This window comes from Streptomyces sp. NPDC026522 (assembly GCF_055567555.1).
Window position 1 is genome coordinate 668947 of record NZ_JBVHQF010000002.1, and the last position, 15266, is coordinate 684212.

Sequence of the window (15266 nt, forward strand, 5' to 3'; positions counted from 1 at the left end):
GCCTTTCTCGTCCCGCAGCCCTTTCTTCACTTTCACCACAGGAGCCCCCGATGTTCGAGGCGGTCGAGGAACTGGTCGGCGAGCACGCCGACCTTGAGAAGAAGCTCGCCGACCCTTCGGTCCACTCGGATCAGGCCAACGCGCGCAAGCTCAACAAGCGCTACGCGGAGCTGACCCCGATCGTCGCGACCTTCCGCGCCTGGAAGCAGTCCGCCGAGGACATCGAGACGGCCAAGGAGTTCGCGGCCGTCGACCCCGACTTCGCCGCCGAGGTCAAGGAACTGAGCGCCCAGCGCGAAGAGCTCACCGAGAAGCTCCGCCTGCTGCTCGTCCCGCGCGACCCCAGCGACGACAAGGACGTGCTCCTGGAGGTCAAGGCGGGCGCGGGCGGCGACGAGTCCGCCCTGTTCGCCGGCGACCTGCTGCGCATGTACCTGCGCTACGCCGAGCGCGTGGGCTGGAAGACCGAGATCATCGACGCCACCGAGTCCGAACTCGGCGGCTACAAGGACGTCCAGGTCTCCGTCCGCACCAAGGGCGGCAACGGTGCCACCGAGCCCGGCCAGGGCGTCTGGGCCCGCCTCAAGTACGAGGGCGGCGTGCACCGCGTCCAGCGGGTTCCGGCCACCGAGTCCCAGGGCCGCATCCACACCTCCGCCGCGGGCGTGCTCGTCACCCCGGAGGCCGAGGAGGTCGAGGTCGAGATCAACATGAACGACCTCCGCATCGACGTGTACCGCTCGTCGGGCCCCGGCGGCCAGTCCGTCAACACCACCGACTCGGCCGTGCGCATCACGCACATCCCGACCGGTGTGGTCGCCTCCTGCCAGAACGAGAAGAGCCAGCTCCAGAACAAGGAGCAGGCGATGCGCATCCTGCGGTCCAGGCTGCTCGCCGCGGCCCAGGAAGCCGCCGAGCAGGAAGCCTCCGACGTGCGCCGCAGCCAGGTGCGCTCCGTGGACCGCTCCGAGAAGATCCGCACGTACAACTACCCGGAAAACCGGATCTCGGACCACCGGACCGGCTTCAAGGCGTACAACTTGGACCAGGTGCTCGACGGAGACCTCGACGCGGTCATCCAGGCCTGCGTCGACACGGACTCCGCCGCCAAGCTCGCGGCCGCGCACTGAACCGCGGCCGCCTGACCGCGGCGCCTGCCTGACCCCCCGCTCCACCCCCGTACGACAGCAGCCCGGAGGACCAGCGTGAACTTGCTGCTTGCCGAGGTGGCCCAGGCCACCCAGCGGCTGGCCGCCGCCGGCGTGCCCTCACCGCGCTTCGACGCGGAGGAACTCGCGGCCTTCGTGCACGGCGTCAAGCGGGGGGAACTGCACCACGTCAAGGACGCGGACTTCGACGCCCGCTACTGGGAGGCCGTCGCCCGCCGCGAGGCGCGCGAGCCGCTCCAGCACATCACCGGGCGCGCCTTCTTCCGGTACCTGGAGCTCCAGGTCGGGCCCGGGGTCTTCGTACCCCGGCCCGAGACCGAGTCGGTCGTGGACTGGGCCATACACGCCGTCCGGGCCATGGACGTGGTCGAGCCGCTGATCGTGGACCTCTGCGCGGGCTCCGGCGCCATCGCGCTGGCCATGGCGCAGGAGGTGCCGCGCTCGCGCGTCCACGCGGTCGAGCTGTCCGAGGAAGCCCTGCGGTGGACCCGTAAGAACGCCGAGGGCTCCCGGGTCACCGTCCACCAGGGCGACGCGCTCAGCGCGCTGCCGGAGCTGGACGGCCAGGTCGACCTCGTCATCTCCAATCCGCCGTACATCCCGCTCACCGAGTGGGAGTACGTCGCCCCCGAGGCCCGCGACCACGACCCGGAGATGGCGCTGTTCTCCGGCGAGGACGGCCTGGACACCATCCGGGGCATCGAGCGCACCGCGCACCGGCTGCTGCGGCCCGGCGGCATCGTCGTCATCGAGCACGCCGACACGCAGGGCGGCCAGGTCCCGTGGATCTTCGCCGAGGAGCGGGGCTGGGCCGACGCCGCCGACCACCCCGACCTCAACAACCGCCCGCGCTTCGCGACCGCCCGCAAGGCCATGCCGTGATCCGCGCGACCCCACTCCCGGAAAACGTCACCACCCCGCTGCTTGAGGAGGCCCGCTGATGGCCCGGCGATACGACTGCAACGATGCCACGGACCGCAAGACGGGCCTGCGTGAAGCCGCATCCGCAGTGCGCCGCGGCGAGCTCGTCGTGCTGCCCACCGACACCCTGTACGGGATCGGCGCGGACGCCTTCAGCGCGGAGGCGGTCGGTGACCTGCTCGCCGCCAAGGGGCGCGGCCGCAACATGCCCACCCCCGTCCTCATCGGGTCCCCGAACACCCTGCACGGCCTCGTCACGGACTTCTCCGAGCAGGCGTGGGAGCTGGTCGACGCGTTCTGGCCGGGCGCGCTGACCCTCGTCGCCAAGCACCAGCCCTCGCTGGCCTGGGACCTGGGGGAGACCCGCGGGACCGTCGCCGTACGCATGCCGCTGCACCCCGTGGCGATCGAGCTGCTGACCGAGGTCGGCCCGATGGCCGTCTCCTCGGCGAACCTGACCGGCCACCCGGCGCCGGAGGACTGCGACGCCGCGCGCGCGATGCTGGGCGACGCGGTGTCGGTGTACCTGGACGGCGGCCCCACCCCGGGGATCCAGCCGTCCTCGATCGTCGACGTCACGGGGAAGGTTCCCCTGTTGCTGCGCGAGGGTGCACTGACCGCCGAGCAGCTGCGGGAGGTCGTACCCGACCTCGAGGTGGCCCCGTGAGCCCTCAGGGGCGTGGCATAGCAACGGGGCGTCTTCCGGCGGAGGCTGGTGGAGATGTCTTCCGCATACTCCACGTCAGCACCGGGAACGTGTGCCGCTCGCCGATCACCGAGCGGCTGACGCGGCACGCCCTGGCGCACCGGCTGGGCGGTCTCGTCAGCGGGGACCTCATCGTGGAGAGCGCCGGCACGTGGGGCCACGAGGGCGCCCCGATGGAGGCCAACGCGGCGGCCGTGCTGGCGGACTTCGGGGCGGACGCCTCCGGCTTCACGGGGCGGGAGCTGCTGGACGAGCACGTCATCCGGGCCGACCTGGTGCTGACGGCCACCCGGGACCACCGGGCGCAGGTCATCTCCATGGGGCACTCCGCGGGATTGCGGACCTTCACGCTGAAGGAGTTCACCCGGCTGGTTCGGGCGATAGACCCGGCCACGCTGCCGCCGCTGGACGACGGCATGGCGGAGCGCGCGCGGGCCCTGGTCCGGGCGGCCGCGGCGCTGCGCGGGTGGCTGCTGGCGCCGTCCGCCGACGCGGACGAGGTGTACGACCCGTACGGGGCCCCGATCACCTTCTTCCGCTCGATCGGCGACGAGATCAACCAGGCGCTGGACCCCGTGGTCACGGCCCTGACGGGCGTTACCGCTTCCCGCTGACGGCCCGGCGGCCGGAGGCTGGCGCAGCGGCGCGATGCCCGGGAGGTCCTCCGGGGTCGAGTGGTGCGAGGGGCGCGTTGAGGGTGGGGTTCATCCAGGCGCTGGACCCCGTGGTCACGGCCCTGACGGGTGTTACCGCTTCCCGCTGACGGCCCGGCGGCCGGAGGCCGGCGCAGCGGCGCGATGCCCGGGAGGCCCTCCGGGGCCGAGTGGTGCGAGGGGCGCGAGGGGCCCGTTCGGGGAGGTCTCGGGGGCCCGGCGCGGCCGGGGCGGCGTCCGGGGGCGCGATCGCGGGGGCGGGCCTACAGTGGCCGTATCCGGGACAGCACCAGGAGCCGCGCCATGAGCGTCATCACCCCGCCCACGGACCTGCTGCGGCGGCAGGATCCGGAGATGGCCGACGTGCTCGCGGGGGAGGCCCAGCGGCAGGCCGGCTCCCTCCAGCTGATCGCCGCCGAGAACTTCTGCTCGCCCGCCGTGCTCGCGGCGCTCGGCTCCGCGCTCGCCAACAAGTACGCCGAGGGCTACCCGGGCGCCCGCCACCACGGCGGCTGCGAGTACGCGGACCTCGCCGAACGCGTCGCCGTGGAGCGGGCCATGGCCCTCTTCGGCGCCGAGCACGCCAACGTGCAGCCGCACTCCGGATCCTCCGCCGTGCTGGCCGCGTACGCCGCGCTGCTGCGCCCCGGTGACACGGTCCTCGCGATGGGCCTGTCCTACGGCGGCCACCTCACCCACGGCTCTCCCGCCAACTTCTCCGGCCGCTGGTTCGACTTCGTCGGCTACGGCGTGGACGCCGAGACGGGCCTGATCGACTACGAGCAGGTGCAGGAACTGGCCCGCGCGCACCGGCCCAAGGCCATCGTCTGCGGCTCGATCTGCTACCCCCGCCACCCCGAGTACTCCGTCTTCCGGGAGGTCGCCGACGAGGTCGGGGCGTACCTGATCGCCGACGCCGCGCACCCGATCGGGCTCGTCGCCGGCGGGGCCGCCCCCAGCCCCGTCCCGTACGCGGACATCGTCTGCGCGACCACCCACAAGGTGCTGCGCGGCCCCCGCGGCGGGATGGTCCTGTGCACCGCCGAACTGGCCGAGCGCGTCGACCGGGCGGTCTTCCCCTTCACCCAGGGCGGCGCCCAGATGCACACGATCGCCGCCAAGGCCGTGGCCTTCGGCGAGGCCGCCGGAGCCGGGTTCACCACGTACGCCCACCGGGTCGTCGCCAACGCCCGGACGCTGGCCGAAGCGCTGGAGGCGGCCGGTTTCGCCGTCACTACGGGCGGTACCGACACCCACCTCATCTGCGCCGACCCGGCCCCCCTCGGCATCGACGGTCCGACCGCCCGCGGCCGGCTCGCGGCCGCCGGGATCGTGCTGGACACCTGCGCCCTGCCGTACGGGGACCAGCGCGGGATCCGGCTGGGCACCGCGGCGGTGACCACCCAGGGCATGGGGGAGCCGGAGATGATCCGGATCGCCGGGCTGTTCGGGGCCGCGCTGCGCGGGGAAACGGCGCATACCCGTACGGAGGTCGCAGAGCTGGCCAGTGGATTTCCTCCTTATGGGGCGTAACACGGACGAGCCGGACGTACCGCAACCGGGGTAGGGACCCCGCGCGTCCTCGGTAGCGGTGACATCGCGGCTAATGTGTGGGGCTGAGATGGCCGGCGATACATCTGGGGCTGCCAGTGCGTGAATACCTGCTGACGCTGTGCGTCACGGTCGCGGTGACCTACCTGCTGACCGGGCCCGTGCGGAAGTTCGCGATCGCGGTCGGGGCCATGCCGGAGATCCGCGCCCGTGACGTGCACCGGGAACCGACTCCGCGGCTCGGCGGGATCGCGATGTTCGGCGGTCTGTGCGCGGGGCTGCTGGTGGCCGACCACCTGCGGAACCTGAACGGGGTGTTCACCGGCTCGAACGAGCCCCGGGCGCTGCTGTCCGGCGCTGCGCTGATCTGGTTGATCGGCGTGCTGGACGACAAGTTCGAGATCGACGCCCTGATCAAGCTCGGCGCCCAGATGATCGCCGCAGGTGTGATGGTCATCCAGGGTCTGACCATCCTGTGGATCCCGGTGCCCTTCATGGGCACGGTCGCGGTCACCCCCTGGCAGGGCAACCTGCTGACGGTGGCCCTCGTGGTGCTCACCATCAACGCGGTGAACTTCGTGGACGGCCTCGACGGACTGGCGGCCGGCACGGTCTGCATCGCCGCCGCGGCGTTCTTCCTGTACGCGTACCGCATCTGGTACGGCTACGGGATCGAGTCGGCGGCGCCGGCGACGCTGTTCGCCGCCATCCTGATGGGCATGTGCCTGGGCTTCCTGCCGCACAACATGCACCCCGCCCGGATCTTCATGGGGGACTCGGGGTCGATGCTGATCGGCCTGGTGCTGGCGGCCGGCGCGATCTCCATCACCGGGCAGGTGGACCCGGACACACTGAAGCTCTTCGCGGGTGGTGAGCGCAACGCGACGCACGCGATGCTGCCGGTCTTCATCCCGCTGGTGCTGCCGCTGACGATCATCGCGATCCCGATGGCGGACCTGTTCCTGGCCATCGTCCGGCGCACCTGGAACGGCCAGTCACCCTTCGCGGCCGACCGCGGGCACCTGCACCACCGGCTGCTGGAGCTCGGGCACTCCCACAGCCGCGCCGTACTGATCATGTACTTCTGGTCGGGCCTGATCGCCTTCGGGGCGGTGGCCTACTCGGTGCACTCCACCTCGATGTGGATCGTGCTCGGCATCGCGTCGCTGAGCGCCCTGGGCCTCGTGCTGCTCCTCCTGCCGCGGTTCACCCCGCGCGCCCCGCGGTGGGCGCAGGCACTGGTCCCGCCGCGCTACCGGTACGCGGAACGGGCGGCGGAGGCGGCCGCGCTGGATGTCTCGGGTACGGAGCCGGAGCCGGCCAGGCCGATCGCGGTGGGCGTCTCCGGCGTCAACGGGGCGACCGCCATTGGCCCCCGTTCGCGCTTCCCCGACCGGCGTAAGGCGGGATCGTCGCGCTGACGCCCCGAGCGCATGTCCGACATGAACGCCCTTTACCAGACAAGGTGCCCCGTTGTCCTGCACACACGGGCGGGTTAGCCCTCATGTGTGACAGTCAGCACACTCCCCGGGTAAAGCTCTCATCAAATACTTTGTGATACCGTTCACTAAACCCGGCGACAGAGCCGAAGGACCGTAGTGCGACGGTCCATTGGCCCGAGGCGCTGCCTCGGACCGGGCTTACGCTCGTCCCCGTACGAGTCCCGTACGAGTCCGTGCCCCCACCACCACGCGGAGCAAACCGCCATGCGGTCAGATGACGTCCGATCCCTCCTGCAAACCGCCGTACCCACGGCCGTCGCCGGCGCTGTAGCCGCTGCGATCAGTGGTGCGATCGTCGGCGGCAAGGGTGCGGTCGGAGCGGTCATCGCGACGGTCGTGGTGATCCTGTTCATGGGTCTCGGGTTCCTGATCCTGCAGCGCACGGCGAAATCACTGCCACATCTGTTCCAGGCGATGGGCCTCATGCTCTACGCGGCTCAGATCCTGCTGCTCTTCGTCTTTCTCGCCGTGTTCAAGAACACGACACTGTTCCACCCCCGGGCGTTCGCGATCACGCTCGTCGCCACCACCCTCGTGTGGATCGGTGCGCAGACGCGGGCCCACATGAAGGCCAAGATTCTTTACGTCGAACCCGATTCCACGAAGGGCGACAAGCCCGGAAATCCGGGGTCGAAGCCGTGAGGGGTAGGGCCGGGATAAGTGTGCGTTCGAGATGCTGCTATCGTCCGGTTCAAACTGCGGCACTGCGGGCGCGGGCATCTGAGCTGACGCCTGTTCCATCGCGAGGCTCGATGCCTGACCGCCGCCCCCACATCCGTTACACCAGTCCAGTGCCGAACCGCGGCTGCGCGCCGCGCCGACACAACGAGGTTGCCGTACCCATGCGCCACGCTGAAGGAGCCCGCGGTGAGTCCTGACCCGACGCAGGTGCTCGCTTTCGAGACCGACTGTCACATCTTCGAAGGATGTGGCTTCCCCGGCCCGGGCCTGCACTCGTTCCTCTTCGAGCCGCTGTGGGGCAAAGCCGGCCTGACCAACGCGTACTTCAACAAGCCGATGCTGCTGGCCCTGCTGGGCAGCATCATCATCGTGGCTTTCTTCTGGGCTGCTTTCGGCAAGCCGAAGGTCGTCCCCGGCAAGCTGCAGATGGTCGCCGAATCCGGTTACGACTTCGTGCGCCGCGGCATCGTCTACGAGACGCTGGGCAAGAAGGAGGGCGAGAAGTACGTCCCCTTCATGGTCTCGCTGTTCTTCTTCGTCTGGATCCTGAACGTCTGGTCGATCGTTCCGGTGGCGCAGTTCCCGGTGACCTCGATCATCGCCTACCCGGCGATTCTGGCCCTCCTGGTCTATCTCACCTGGATGTCGGTCACCTTCAAGCGCCACGGCTTCGTCGGCGGCCTGAAGAACCTGACCGGCTACGACAAGAGCCTCGGCGGCGTCCTGCCGCTGGTGATGGTCATCGAGTTCTTCTCGAACGTCCTGGTGCGTCCGTTCACCCATGCGGTCCGACTGTTCGCGAACATGTTCGCCGGTCACACCCTGCTGCTGCTCTTCACGATCGCCAGCTGGTACCTGCTGAACGGGATCGGCATCGCCTACGCGGGTGTCTCGTTCGTGATGGTGCTCGTGATGACCGCCTTCGAGCTCTTCATCCAGGCTGTCCAGGCGTACGTCTTCGTCCTCCTGGCCTGCAGCTACCTCCAGGGCGCGCTCGCCGAGCACCACTGAGCCAGACCCGCCCCGCTCAGCCCCCCATTTCGTCCGGTGGCCAACCCCCACCGGTCCGTGAAAGAGAAGGAAGAACTGGCATGTCCCAGACCCTTGCCGCCGTCACCGGCTCCCTCAGCTCCGTTGGTTACGGTCTCGCGGCCATCGGCCCCGGCGTCGGCGTCGGCATCATCTTCGGCAACGGCACCCAGGCCCTCGCCCGTCAGCCCGAGGCTGCCGGCCTGATCCGCGCCAACCAGATCCTCGGCTTCGCCTTCTGTGAGGCGCTCGCCCTGATCGGTCTGGTCATGCCGTTCGTCTACCCGACCTCCTGATCCTCGGTCTCGACGAACAGCCCATTAGACGAAAGGCACTGATGTGAACCTCCTGGTTCTCGCGGCAGAGACGGAAAACCCGCTCTTTCCGCCGATCCCCGAGCTCGTCATCGGTCTGATCGCCTTCGTCATCGTCTTCGGCTTCCTCGCGAAGAAGCTCCTCCCGAACATCAACAAGGTTCTGGACGAGCGTCGCGAGGCGATCGAGGGCGGTATCGAGAAGGCTGAGGCCGCTCAGACCGAGGCCCAGAGCGTGCTGGAGCAGTACAAGGCCCAGCTCGCCGAAGCCCGGCACGAGGCCGCGCGCCTGCGCCAGGAAGCGCTGGAGCAGGGCACTGCGCTCAAGGAAGAACTGCGCGCAGAGGGCCAGCGGCAGCGTGAGGAGATCATCGCTGCCGGCCACGCCCAGATCGCGGCCGACCGCAAGGCCGCTTCGCAGGCGCTCCGTCAGGACGTGGGCAAGCTCGCCACCGACCTGGCCGGAAAGCTCGTCGGCGAGTCCCTCGAGGACACCGCCCGGCAGAGCCGCACGATCGACCGTTTCCTCAGCGAGCTCGAGGAGAAGGCCGAGGCCGCCCGATGAACGGAGCGAGCCGCGAGGCGCTGGCCGCCGCGCGCGAGCGCCTCGACGCGCTGACGGACAACACGTCCGTCGACGCGGCGAAGCTCGCCGACGAGCTGGCCTCCGTCACCGCGCTGCTCGACCGCGAGGTCTCGCTGCGTCGGGTCATCACGGACCCGGCGCAGGCCGGCGAGGCCAAGGCCGAGCTGGTGGGCCGCCTGCTGGGCGGCCAGGTGAGCGGGGAAACCCTCGACCTGGTCTCCGGCATGGCCCGGTCCCGCTGGTCGCAGTCGCGTGACCTGGTCGACTCGCTGGAGGAGCTGGCGGCCACCGCCGACCTCACGGCGGCCCAGCGTGCGGGTGCGCTCGACAACGTCGAGGACGAGGTGTTCCGGTTCGGCCGGATCGTCTCCTCGAGCACCGAGCTGCGCTCCGCGCTGACCGACCGTGCGGCGACCGCCTCCGCCAAGAGCGAGCTGCTGCGCAGCCTGCTCGGCGGCAAGGTGAACGCCGTCACGGAGCGTCTGGTCATCCGTCTCGTCACGCACCCGCGTGGACGTAGCCTGGAAGCGGGACTCGAGTCCCTCTCCAAGCTCGCCGCCGAGCGCCGTGACCGCATGGTCGCCACCGTGACCAGCGCGGTTCCGCTCAGCGACGTGCAGAAGCAGCGTCTCGGCGCGGTGCTGGCCAAGCTGTACGGCCGCCAGATGCACCTGAACCTCGACGTGGACCCCGCGGTCCTCGGCGGGATCTCGGTGCGAGTCGGCGACGAGGTCATCGACGGCACCATCGCGGACCGCCTCGCCGAGGCGTCCCGCCGCATGGCCGGCTGACCAGCCACCAATAGAACAACGCATTCCTAGCGGCCCGGTTGGGCCGTGCAGAACTTGCAGAAGATTCCTGGGGGTCGCCCCCAGACCCCTAAGAAGCTTCAGGCCCAACAAGGAGAGCAGGGAACCCAGATGGCGGAGCTCACGATCCGGCCGGAGGAGATCCGGGACGCACTGGAGAACTTTGTCCAGTCGTACCAGCCGGACGCGGCCTCGCGCGAGGAGGTCGGAACGGTCAGCGTTGCCGGCGACGGCATCGCGAAGGTGGAGGGTCTGCCCTCCGCCATGGCGAACGAGCTGCTGAAGTTCGAGGACGGCACCCTCGGTCTCGCCCTCAACCTCGAGGAGCGCGAGATCGGTGCGATCGTCCTCGGCGAATTCAGCGGTATCGAGGAGGGCCAGCCGGTGCAGCGCACCGGTGAGGTTCTCTCCGTAGGTGTCGGCGAGGGCTACCTCGGCCGCGTTGTCGACCCGCTCGGCAACCCGATCGACGGCCTCGGCGAGATCGCGACCGAGGGCCGCCGCGCCCTCGAGCTGCAGGCCCCGGGCGTCATGGTCCGTAAGTCGGTGCACGAGCCCATGCAGACCGGCTACAAGGCCGTCGACGCGATGGTGCCGATCGGCCGTGGCCAGCGTCAGCTGATCATCGGTGACCGTCAGACCGGCAAGACCGCTCTTGCCGTCGACACGATCATCAACCAGCGCGACAACTGGCGCTCGGGCGACGTGAACAAGCAGGTCCGCTGCATCTACGTCGCCATCGGCCAGAAGGGCTCGACCATCGCGTCCGTTCGCGGCGCCCTGGAAGAGGCCGGCGCGCTCGAGTACACGACGATCGTCGCCGCCCCGGCGTCCGACCCGGCCGGCTTCAAGTACCTGGCGCCGTACACCGGCTCCGCCATCGGCCAGCACTGGATGTACGCCGGCAAGCACGTCCTGATCATCTTCGACGACCTGTCGAAGCAGGCCGACGCCTACCGCGCCGTCTCGCTGCTGCTGCGCCGCCCGCCGGGCCGTGAGGCCTACCCGGGTGACGTCTTCTACCTGCACTCGCGTCTGCTGGAGCGCTGCGCGAAGCTCTCCGACGAGATGGGTGCCGGTTCGATGACCGGTCTGCCGATCGTCGAGACCAAGGCGAACGACGTGTCGGCGTTCATCCCGACCAACGTCATCTCCATCACCGACGGCCAGTGCTTCCTGGAGTCCGACCTGTTCAACGCGGGCCAGCGCCCGGCGCTGAACGTCGGTATCTCGGTCTCCCGCGTCGGTGGTTCCGCGCAGCACAAGGCCATGAAGCAGGTTTCCGGCCGACTGCGCGTCGACCTCGCCCAGTACCGCGAGCTGGAGGCGTTCGCCGCCTTCGGTTCCGACCTGGACGCCGCGTCGAAGGCTTCGCTGGAGCGCGGCAAGCGCATGGTCGAGCTGCTCAAGCAGGGCCAGTACCAGCCGATGCCCGTCGAGGAGCAGGTCGTCTCCGTCTGGGCCGGCACCACCGGCAAGATGGACGACGTCCCGGTCAACGACATCCGTCGCTTCGAGTCCGAGCTGCTGGAGCACCTGCGCCGCGAGCGCAAGGACCTCCTCACCTCGATCGCCGAGGGCGGCAAGATGTCGGACGACACCCTGACGTCGATCGCGGACGCCATCGCTGCCTTCAAGCAGCAGTTCGAGACGTCTGACGGCAAGCTCCTGGGCGAGGACGCTCCGGCCGTCAACGTCTCCAAGTGACGACGGAAGGGACCTGACTCATGGGAGCGCAGCTCCGGGTCTACAAGCGTCGCATCCGTGCCGTCACGGCGACCAAGAAGATCACCAAGGCGATGGAGATGATCGCCGCCTCGCGCATCGTCAAGGCGCAGCGCAAGGTGGCGGCATCGATGCCGTACGCGACCGAGCTCACCCGTGCGGTGACCGCGGTGGCGACCGGTTCGAACACCAAGCACGCCCTGACCACCGAGGTCGAGGCGCCGACCCGCGCCGCGGTGCTGCTCATCACGAGCGACCGCGGTCTGGCCGGCGGCTACTCCTCGAACGCCATCAAGCAGGCGGAGCGGCTCACCGAGCGGCTGCGCGCTGAGGGCAAGGACGTCGATGCCTACATCGTCGGCCGCAAGGGTGTCGCCTACTACGGCTTCCGCGAGCGCAAGATCGCGGACTCGTGGACCGGCTTCACCGACAGCCCGGCTTACGCGGACGCCAAGCGCGTCGCCGCGCCGCTGATCGAGGCCATCCAGACGGAGACGGCCGAGGGCGGCGTGGACGAGCTGCACATCGTCTACACGGAATTCGTGTCGATGATGACGCAGAACGCCGTGGACGGCCGGATGCTGCCGCTCAGCCTCGCGGAGACATCCGCTGGGGCTCAGGACGAGGGCGGTGCGAAGGGCGAGATCCTTCCGCTGTTCGAGTTCGAGCCGTCGGCGGAGGACGTCCTCGACGCCCTGCTGCCGCGCTACGTCGAGAGCCGGATCTACAACGCGCTGCTGCAGTCGGCCGCTTCCGAGCACGCCGCCCGCCGCCGCGCGATGAAGTCGGCCACCGACAACGCCGGGGACCTCATCAAGAGTCTTTCCCGGCTTGCCAACGCGGCCCGCCAGGCCGAAATCACCCAGGAAATCAGCGAGATCGTCGGTGGCGCGAGCGCCATGGCTGACGCGACCGCGGGGAGTGACAAGTAATGACGACCACTGTTGAGACGGCCGCCGCCACGGGCCGCGTCGCCCGGGTCATCGGCCCGGTCGTCGACGTGGAGTTCCCCGTCGACGCCATGCCCGAGATCTACAACGCCCTCAAGGTCCAGGTCGCCGACCCGGCCGAGGACGGCAAGCTCAAGACCCTGACCCTCGAGGTCGCGCAGCACCTGGGTGACGGCCTCGTCCGTACCATCTCGATGCAGCCGACCGACGGCCTGGTCCGCCAGGCCGCGGTGACCGACACGGGCGAGGGCATCACCGTCCCCGTCGGTGACTTCACCAAGGGCAAGGTCTTCAACACCCTGGGTGAGGTGCTCAACTACCCGGAGGCCAACTCCGAGGTGACCGAGCGCTGGCCGATCCACCGCAAGGCGCCGAGCTTCGACGAGCTCGAGTCGAAGACCGAGATGTTCGAGACCGGCGTCAAGGTCATCGACCTCCTCACCCCGTACGTCAAGGGTGGAAAGATCGGTCTGTTCGGTGGTGCCGGTGTCGGCAAGACCGTTCTGATCCAGGAAATGATCTACCGCGTCGCCAACAACCACGACGGTGTGTCGGTCTTCGCGGGCGTCGGTGAGCGTACCCGTGAGGGCAACGACCTCATCGAGGAAATGGGCGACTCGGGCGTCATCGACAAGACGGCGCTCGTCTTCGGCCAGATGGACGAGCCCCCGGGCACCCGTCTGCGGGTCGCGCTCGCCGGTCTGACCATGGCGGAGTACTTCCGCGATGTGCAGAAGCAGGACGTGCTCTTCTTCATCGACAACATCTTCCGTTACACCCAGGCCGGTTCCGAGGTCTCCACGCTGCTCGGCCGTATGCCGTCCGCGGTGGGTTACCAGCCGAACCTGGCTGACGAGATGGGTCTGCTGCAGGAGCGCATCACCTCGACCCGCGGTCACTCGATCACCTCGATGCAGGCGATCTACGTCCCCGCGGACGACCTGACCGACCCGGCGCCGGCCACCACCTTCGCCCACCTCGACGCGACGACGGTGCTTTCCCGTCCGATCTCCGAGAAGGGCATCTACCCGGCCGTGGACCCGCTGGACTCGACGTCCCGCATCCTCGACCCGCGGTACATCGCGGCGGACCACTACGCGGCCGCCATGCGTGTCAAGGGGATCCTGCAGAAGTACAAGGACCTCCAGGACATCATCGCGATCCTCGGTATCGACGAGCTGGGCGAGGAGGACAAGCTCGTTGTCCACCGTGCCCGTCGCGTCGAGCGCTTCCTGTCGCAGAACACCCACGTCGCCAAGCAGTTCACCGGCGTGGACGGTTCGGACGTTCCGCTCGACGAGTCGATCACCGCGTTCAACGCGATCTGCGACGGTGACTACGACCACTTCCCCGAGCAGGCGTTCTTCATGTGCGGTGGCATCGAGGACCTGAAGGCCAACGCCAAGGAGCTGGGCGTCTCCTGAAGCCCCGCTCCTCGCGAGCAGAGCTGATTCACGGAGAGGGGCGGGGTACGTCCCGCCCCTCTCCCCACGCCCATTAGAATTTGACCCAACACCCGGCAGACCCGCCGGGTGGTGACCCGAGGAGCCACCTTGGCTGCTGAGCTGCACGTCGAGCTGGTCGCGGCGGACCGCAATGTCTGGTCCGGCGAGGCCACCCTTGTTGTCGCGCGCACCACGTCGGGCGACATCGGCGTCATGCCCGGTCACCAGCCGCTTCTCGGTGTGCTGGAATCGGGCCCGGTGACCATCCGCACCAGCGACGGCAACACCGTCGTCGTCGCGGTGCACGGCGGATTCATCTCGTTCGCGGACAACAAGCTGTCCTTGCTGGCCGAGATCGCCGAGCTCGCGGACGAGATTGACGTCCAGCGGGCGGAGCGGGCACTGGAGCGCGCGAAGGCGGAGGCCGATGCGGCCGCCGAGCGTCGCGCCGATGTCCGGCTGCGCGCGGTAACGGGGCACTGAGCCCCGTACCGAATAGTGTGCGTCCTCAGCCGCGGTCCGCTCCGGAGTTTTCCGGAGCGGGTCGCGGCTGAGGCGATGCGGATCAGTTTTTCGTGTGCTGTATTCGATGAGCGAGGAGGTCGGTGAAGATGCTCCTCGCTCTGCTTGTGAGCGGCCTGGTCGTAGCCCTGGTGGTGATCGGGCTCTTTGTCTTCGGGCTGCGCCGCAGACTCATCCAGCGGTCCGGCGGGACCTTCGACTGCAGCCTGCGCTGGGGCGTGACCGAGGAGCCCGACGTCTCCGGCAAGGGCTGGGTGTACGGGGTCGCCCGCTACAGCGGTGACCGGATCGAATGGTTCCGCGTGTTCAGCTACTCGCCGCGGCCGCGTCGGCTGCTGGAGCGTTCCTCCATCGAGGTGCTGGCCCGGCGCGCCCCGGAGGGCGAGGAGGAGCTGGCGCTGCTGTCCGACGCCATCGTGCTCGGCTGTTCCCACCGGGGGACGCGCCTGGAGCTGGCGATGAGCGAGGACGCGCTGACCGGCTTCCTGGCCTGGCTGGAGGCGGCGCCGCCGGGGCAGCGGGTGAACGTGGCCTGAGGGCCTCCGGAGCCGGATCGCCTCGCCGGACGGAGTCTCCCCCGGCTACCTCCCCCGGACTCCGTAGGGGGACCCCCAGAGGTGACCCCAGCGCAGCGGCGCGACGTCGGGGAGGCCCCCGGGGCCGAGCCGTGCGAGTGGTGCGTCAGGAAACAGAAGCCGGGGAG

Annotated in this window: 16 protein-coding genes; all 16 read left to right on the forward strand. The window is 69.4% G+C overall.

Annotated features, from left to right (window positions below; translation table 11 throughout):
* The first annotated feature begins 50 nt into the window (after positions 1–50).
* The 16 genes from prfA (at position 51) to ACZ4M3_RS07740 (ending at position 15099) form a co-directional block, all read left to right on the forward strand.
* Positions 51–1130, forward strand: coding sequence for a peptide chain release factor 1 (gene prfA, locus ACZ4M3_RS07665; protein ID WP_467730682.1), 1080 nt, complete (start codon positions 51–53; stop codon positions 1128–1130).
* A gap of 75 nt (positions 1131–1205) precedes the next feature.
* Positions 1206–2051, forward strand: a complete 846-nt coding sequence (prmC, locus tag ACZ4M3_RS07670; RefSeq protein WP_467730683.1) for a peptide chain release factor N(5)-glutamine methyltransferase — start codon at positions 1206–1208, stop codon at positions 2049–2051.
* A 58-nt stretch (positions 2052–2109) separates the two neighbouring features.
* The gene (locus ACZ4M3_RS07675) at positions 2110–2757 is read left to right on the forward strand and encodes an L-threonylcarbamoyladenylate synthase (protein ID WP_190183433.1); all 648 of its coding nucleotides are present in this window, start codon (positions 2110–2112) and stop codon (positions 2755–2757) included.
* The gene (locus ACZ4M3_RS07680) at positions 2754–3410 is read left to right on the forward strand and encodes an arsenate reductase/protein-tyrosine-phosphatase family protein (RefSeq protein WP_467730684.1); all 657 of its coding nucleotides are present in this window, start codon (positions 2754–2756) and stop codon (positions 3408–3410) included. Before ACZ4M3_RS07675 ends, ACZ4M3_RS07680 begins: the two co-directional genes overlap by 4 nt.
* 342 nt (positions 3411–3752) lie before the next feature.
* Positions 3753–4982, forward strand: a complete 1230-nt coding sequence (locus ACZ4M3_RS07685; protein ID WP_467730685.1) for a serine hydroxymethyltransferase — start codon at positions 3753–3755, stop codon at positions 4980–4982.
* Positions 4983–5086: 104 nt separating this feature from the next.
* Complete coding sequence (locus tag ACZ4M3_RS07690; RefSeq protein ID WP_467730835.1) at positions 5087–6421, forward strand: MraY family glycosyltransferase; 1335 nt, start codon at positions 5087–5089, stop codon at positions 6419–6421.
* Positions 6422–6706: 285 nt separating this feature from the next.
* Entirely contained in the window at positions 6707–7144 is a 438-nt protein-coding gene (locus ACZ4M3_RS07695; protein WP_467730686.1) for a hypothetical protein, read from the forward strand.
* Between the two features lie 210 nt (positions 7145–7354).
* Positions 7355–8194, forward strand: a complete 840-nt coding sequence (atpB, locus tag ACZ4M3_RS07700) for a F0F1 ATP synthase subunit A (protein ID WP_467730836.1) — start codon at positions 7355–7357, stop codon at positions 8192–8194.
* Between the two features lie 80 nt (positions 8195–8274).
* Positions 8275–8508, forward strand: a complete 234-nt coding sequence (gene atpE / locus ACZ4M3_RS07705; RefSeq protein ID WP_079429787.1) for an ATP synthase F0 subunit C — start codon at positions 8275–8277, stop codon at positions 8506–8508.
* A gap of 43 nt (positions 8509–8551) precedes the next feature.
* Positions 8552–9091: a F0F1 ATP synthase subunit B gene (locus ACZ4M3_RS07710; protein ID WP_467730687.1), complete on the forward strand. Its 540-nt coding sequence runs from the start codon at positions 8552–8554 to the stop codon at positions 9089–9091.
* Positions 9088–9903 (forward strand): F0F1 ATP synthase subunit delta, encoded by an 816-nt coding sequence (locus tag ACZ4M3_RS07715; RefSeq protein ID WP_467730688.1) that lies wholly within the window; start codon positions 9088–9090, stop codon positions 9901–9903. The genes ACZ4M3_RS07710 and ACZ4M3_RS07715 overlap by 4 nt, the downstream gene beginning before the upstream one ends.
* Before the next feature lie 129 nt (positions 9904–10032).
* Positions 10033–11628: a F0F1 ATP synthase subunit alpha gene (gene atpA / locus ACZ4M3_RS07720; RefSeq protein WP_190183439.1), complete on the forward strand. Its 1596-nt coding sequence runs from the start codon at positions 10033–10035 to the stop codon at positions 11626–11628.
* Between the two features lie 20 nt (positions 11629–11648).
* Positions 11649–12578, forward strand: a complete 930-nt coding sequence (locus ACZ4M3_RS07725) for a F0F1 ATP synthase subunit gamma (protein ID WP_467730689.1) — start codon at positions 11649–11651, stop codon at positions 12576–12578.
* Positions 12578–14020 carry a F0F1 ATP synthase subunit beta gene (gene atpD / locus ACZ4M3_RS07730; RefSeq protein ID WP_190183441.1) on the forward strand — a complete coding sequence of 481 codons (1443 nt, stop codon included), beginning with the start codon at positions 12578–12580 and terminating at the stop codon, positions 14018–14020. The genes ACZ4M3_RS07725 and atpD overlap by 1 nt, the downstream gene beginning before the upstream one ends.
* A 129-nt stretch (positions 14021–14149) precedes the next feature.
* Positions 14150–14524 carry a F0F1 ATP synthase subunit epsilon gene (locus ACZ4M3_RS07735; RefSeq protein WP_190183442.1) on the forward strand — a complete coding sequence of 125 codons (375 nt, stop codon included), beginning with the start codon at positions 14150–14152 and terminating at the stop codon, positions 14522–14524.
* A gap of 128 nt (positions 14525–14652) precedes the next feature.
* On the forward strand, positions 14653–15099 hold the full coding sequence (locus tag ACZ4M3_RS07740; protein ID WP_467730690.1) for a DUF2550 domain-containing protein: 447 nt from the start codon (positions 14653–14655) through the stop codon (positions 15097–15099).
* Positions 15100–15266 lie beyond the last annotated feature (167 nt).

Excerpts from the sequence above, each read along its gene's own strand:
- prfA (WP_467730682.1), top strand. The coding sequence starts at position 51 with ATGTTCGAGGCGGTCGAGGAACTGGTCGGCGAGCACGCCGACCTTGAG.
- ACZ4M3_RS07675 (WP_190183433.1), top strand. The coding sequence starts at position 2,110 with ATGGCCCGGCGATACGACTGCAACGATGCCACGGACCGCAAGACGGGC.
- ACZ4M3_RS07685 (WP_467730685.1), top strand. The coding sequence starts at position 3,753 with ATGAGCGTCATCACCCCGCCCACGGACCTGCTGCGGCGGCAGGATCCG.
- ACZ4M3_RS07695 (WP_467730686.1), top strand. The coding sequence starts at position 6,707 with ATGCGGTCAGATGACGTCCGATCCCTCCTGCAAACCGCCGTACCCACG.
- atpE (WP_079429787.1), top strand. The coding sequence starts at position 8,275 with ATGTCCCAGACCCTTGCCGCCGTCACCGGCTCCCTCAGCTCCGTTGGT.
- ACZ4M3_RS07715 (WP_467730688.1), top strand. The coding sequence starts at position 9,088 with ATGAACGGAGCGAGCCGCGAGGCGCTGGCCGCCGCGCGCGAGCGCCTC.
- atpA (WP_190183439.1), top strand. The coding sequence starts at position 10,033 with ATGGCGGAGCTCACGATCCGGCCGGAGGAGATCCGGGACGCACTGGAG.
- ACZ4M3_RS07725 (WP_467730689.1), top strand. The coding sequence starts at position 11,649 with ATGGGAGCGCAGCTCCGGGTCTACAAGCGTCGCATCCGTGCCGTCACG.
- atpD (WP_190183441.1), top strand. The coding sequence starts at position 12,578 with ATGACGACCACTGTTGAGACGGCCGCCGCCACGGGCCGCGTCGCCCGG.
- ACZ4M3_RS07740 (WP_467730690.1), top strand. The coding sequence starts at position 14,653 with ATGCTCCTCGCTCTGCTTGTGAGCGGCCTGGTCGTAGCCCTGGTGGTG.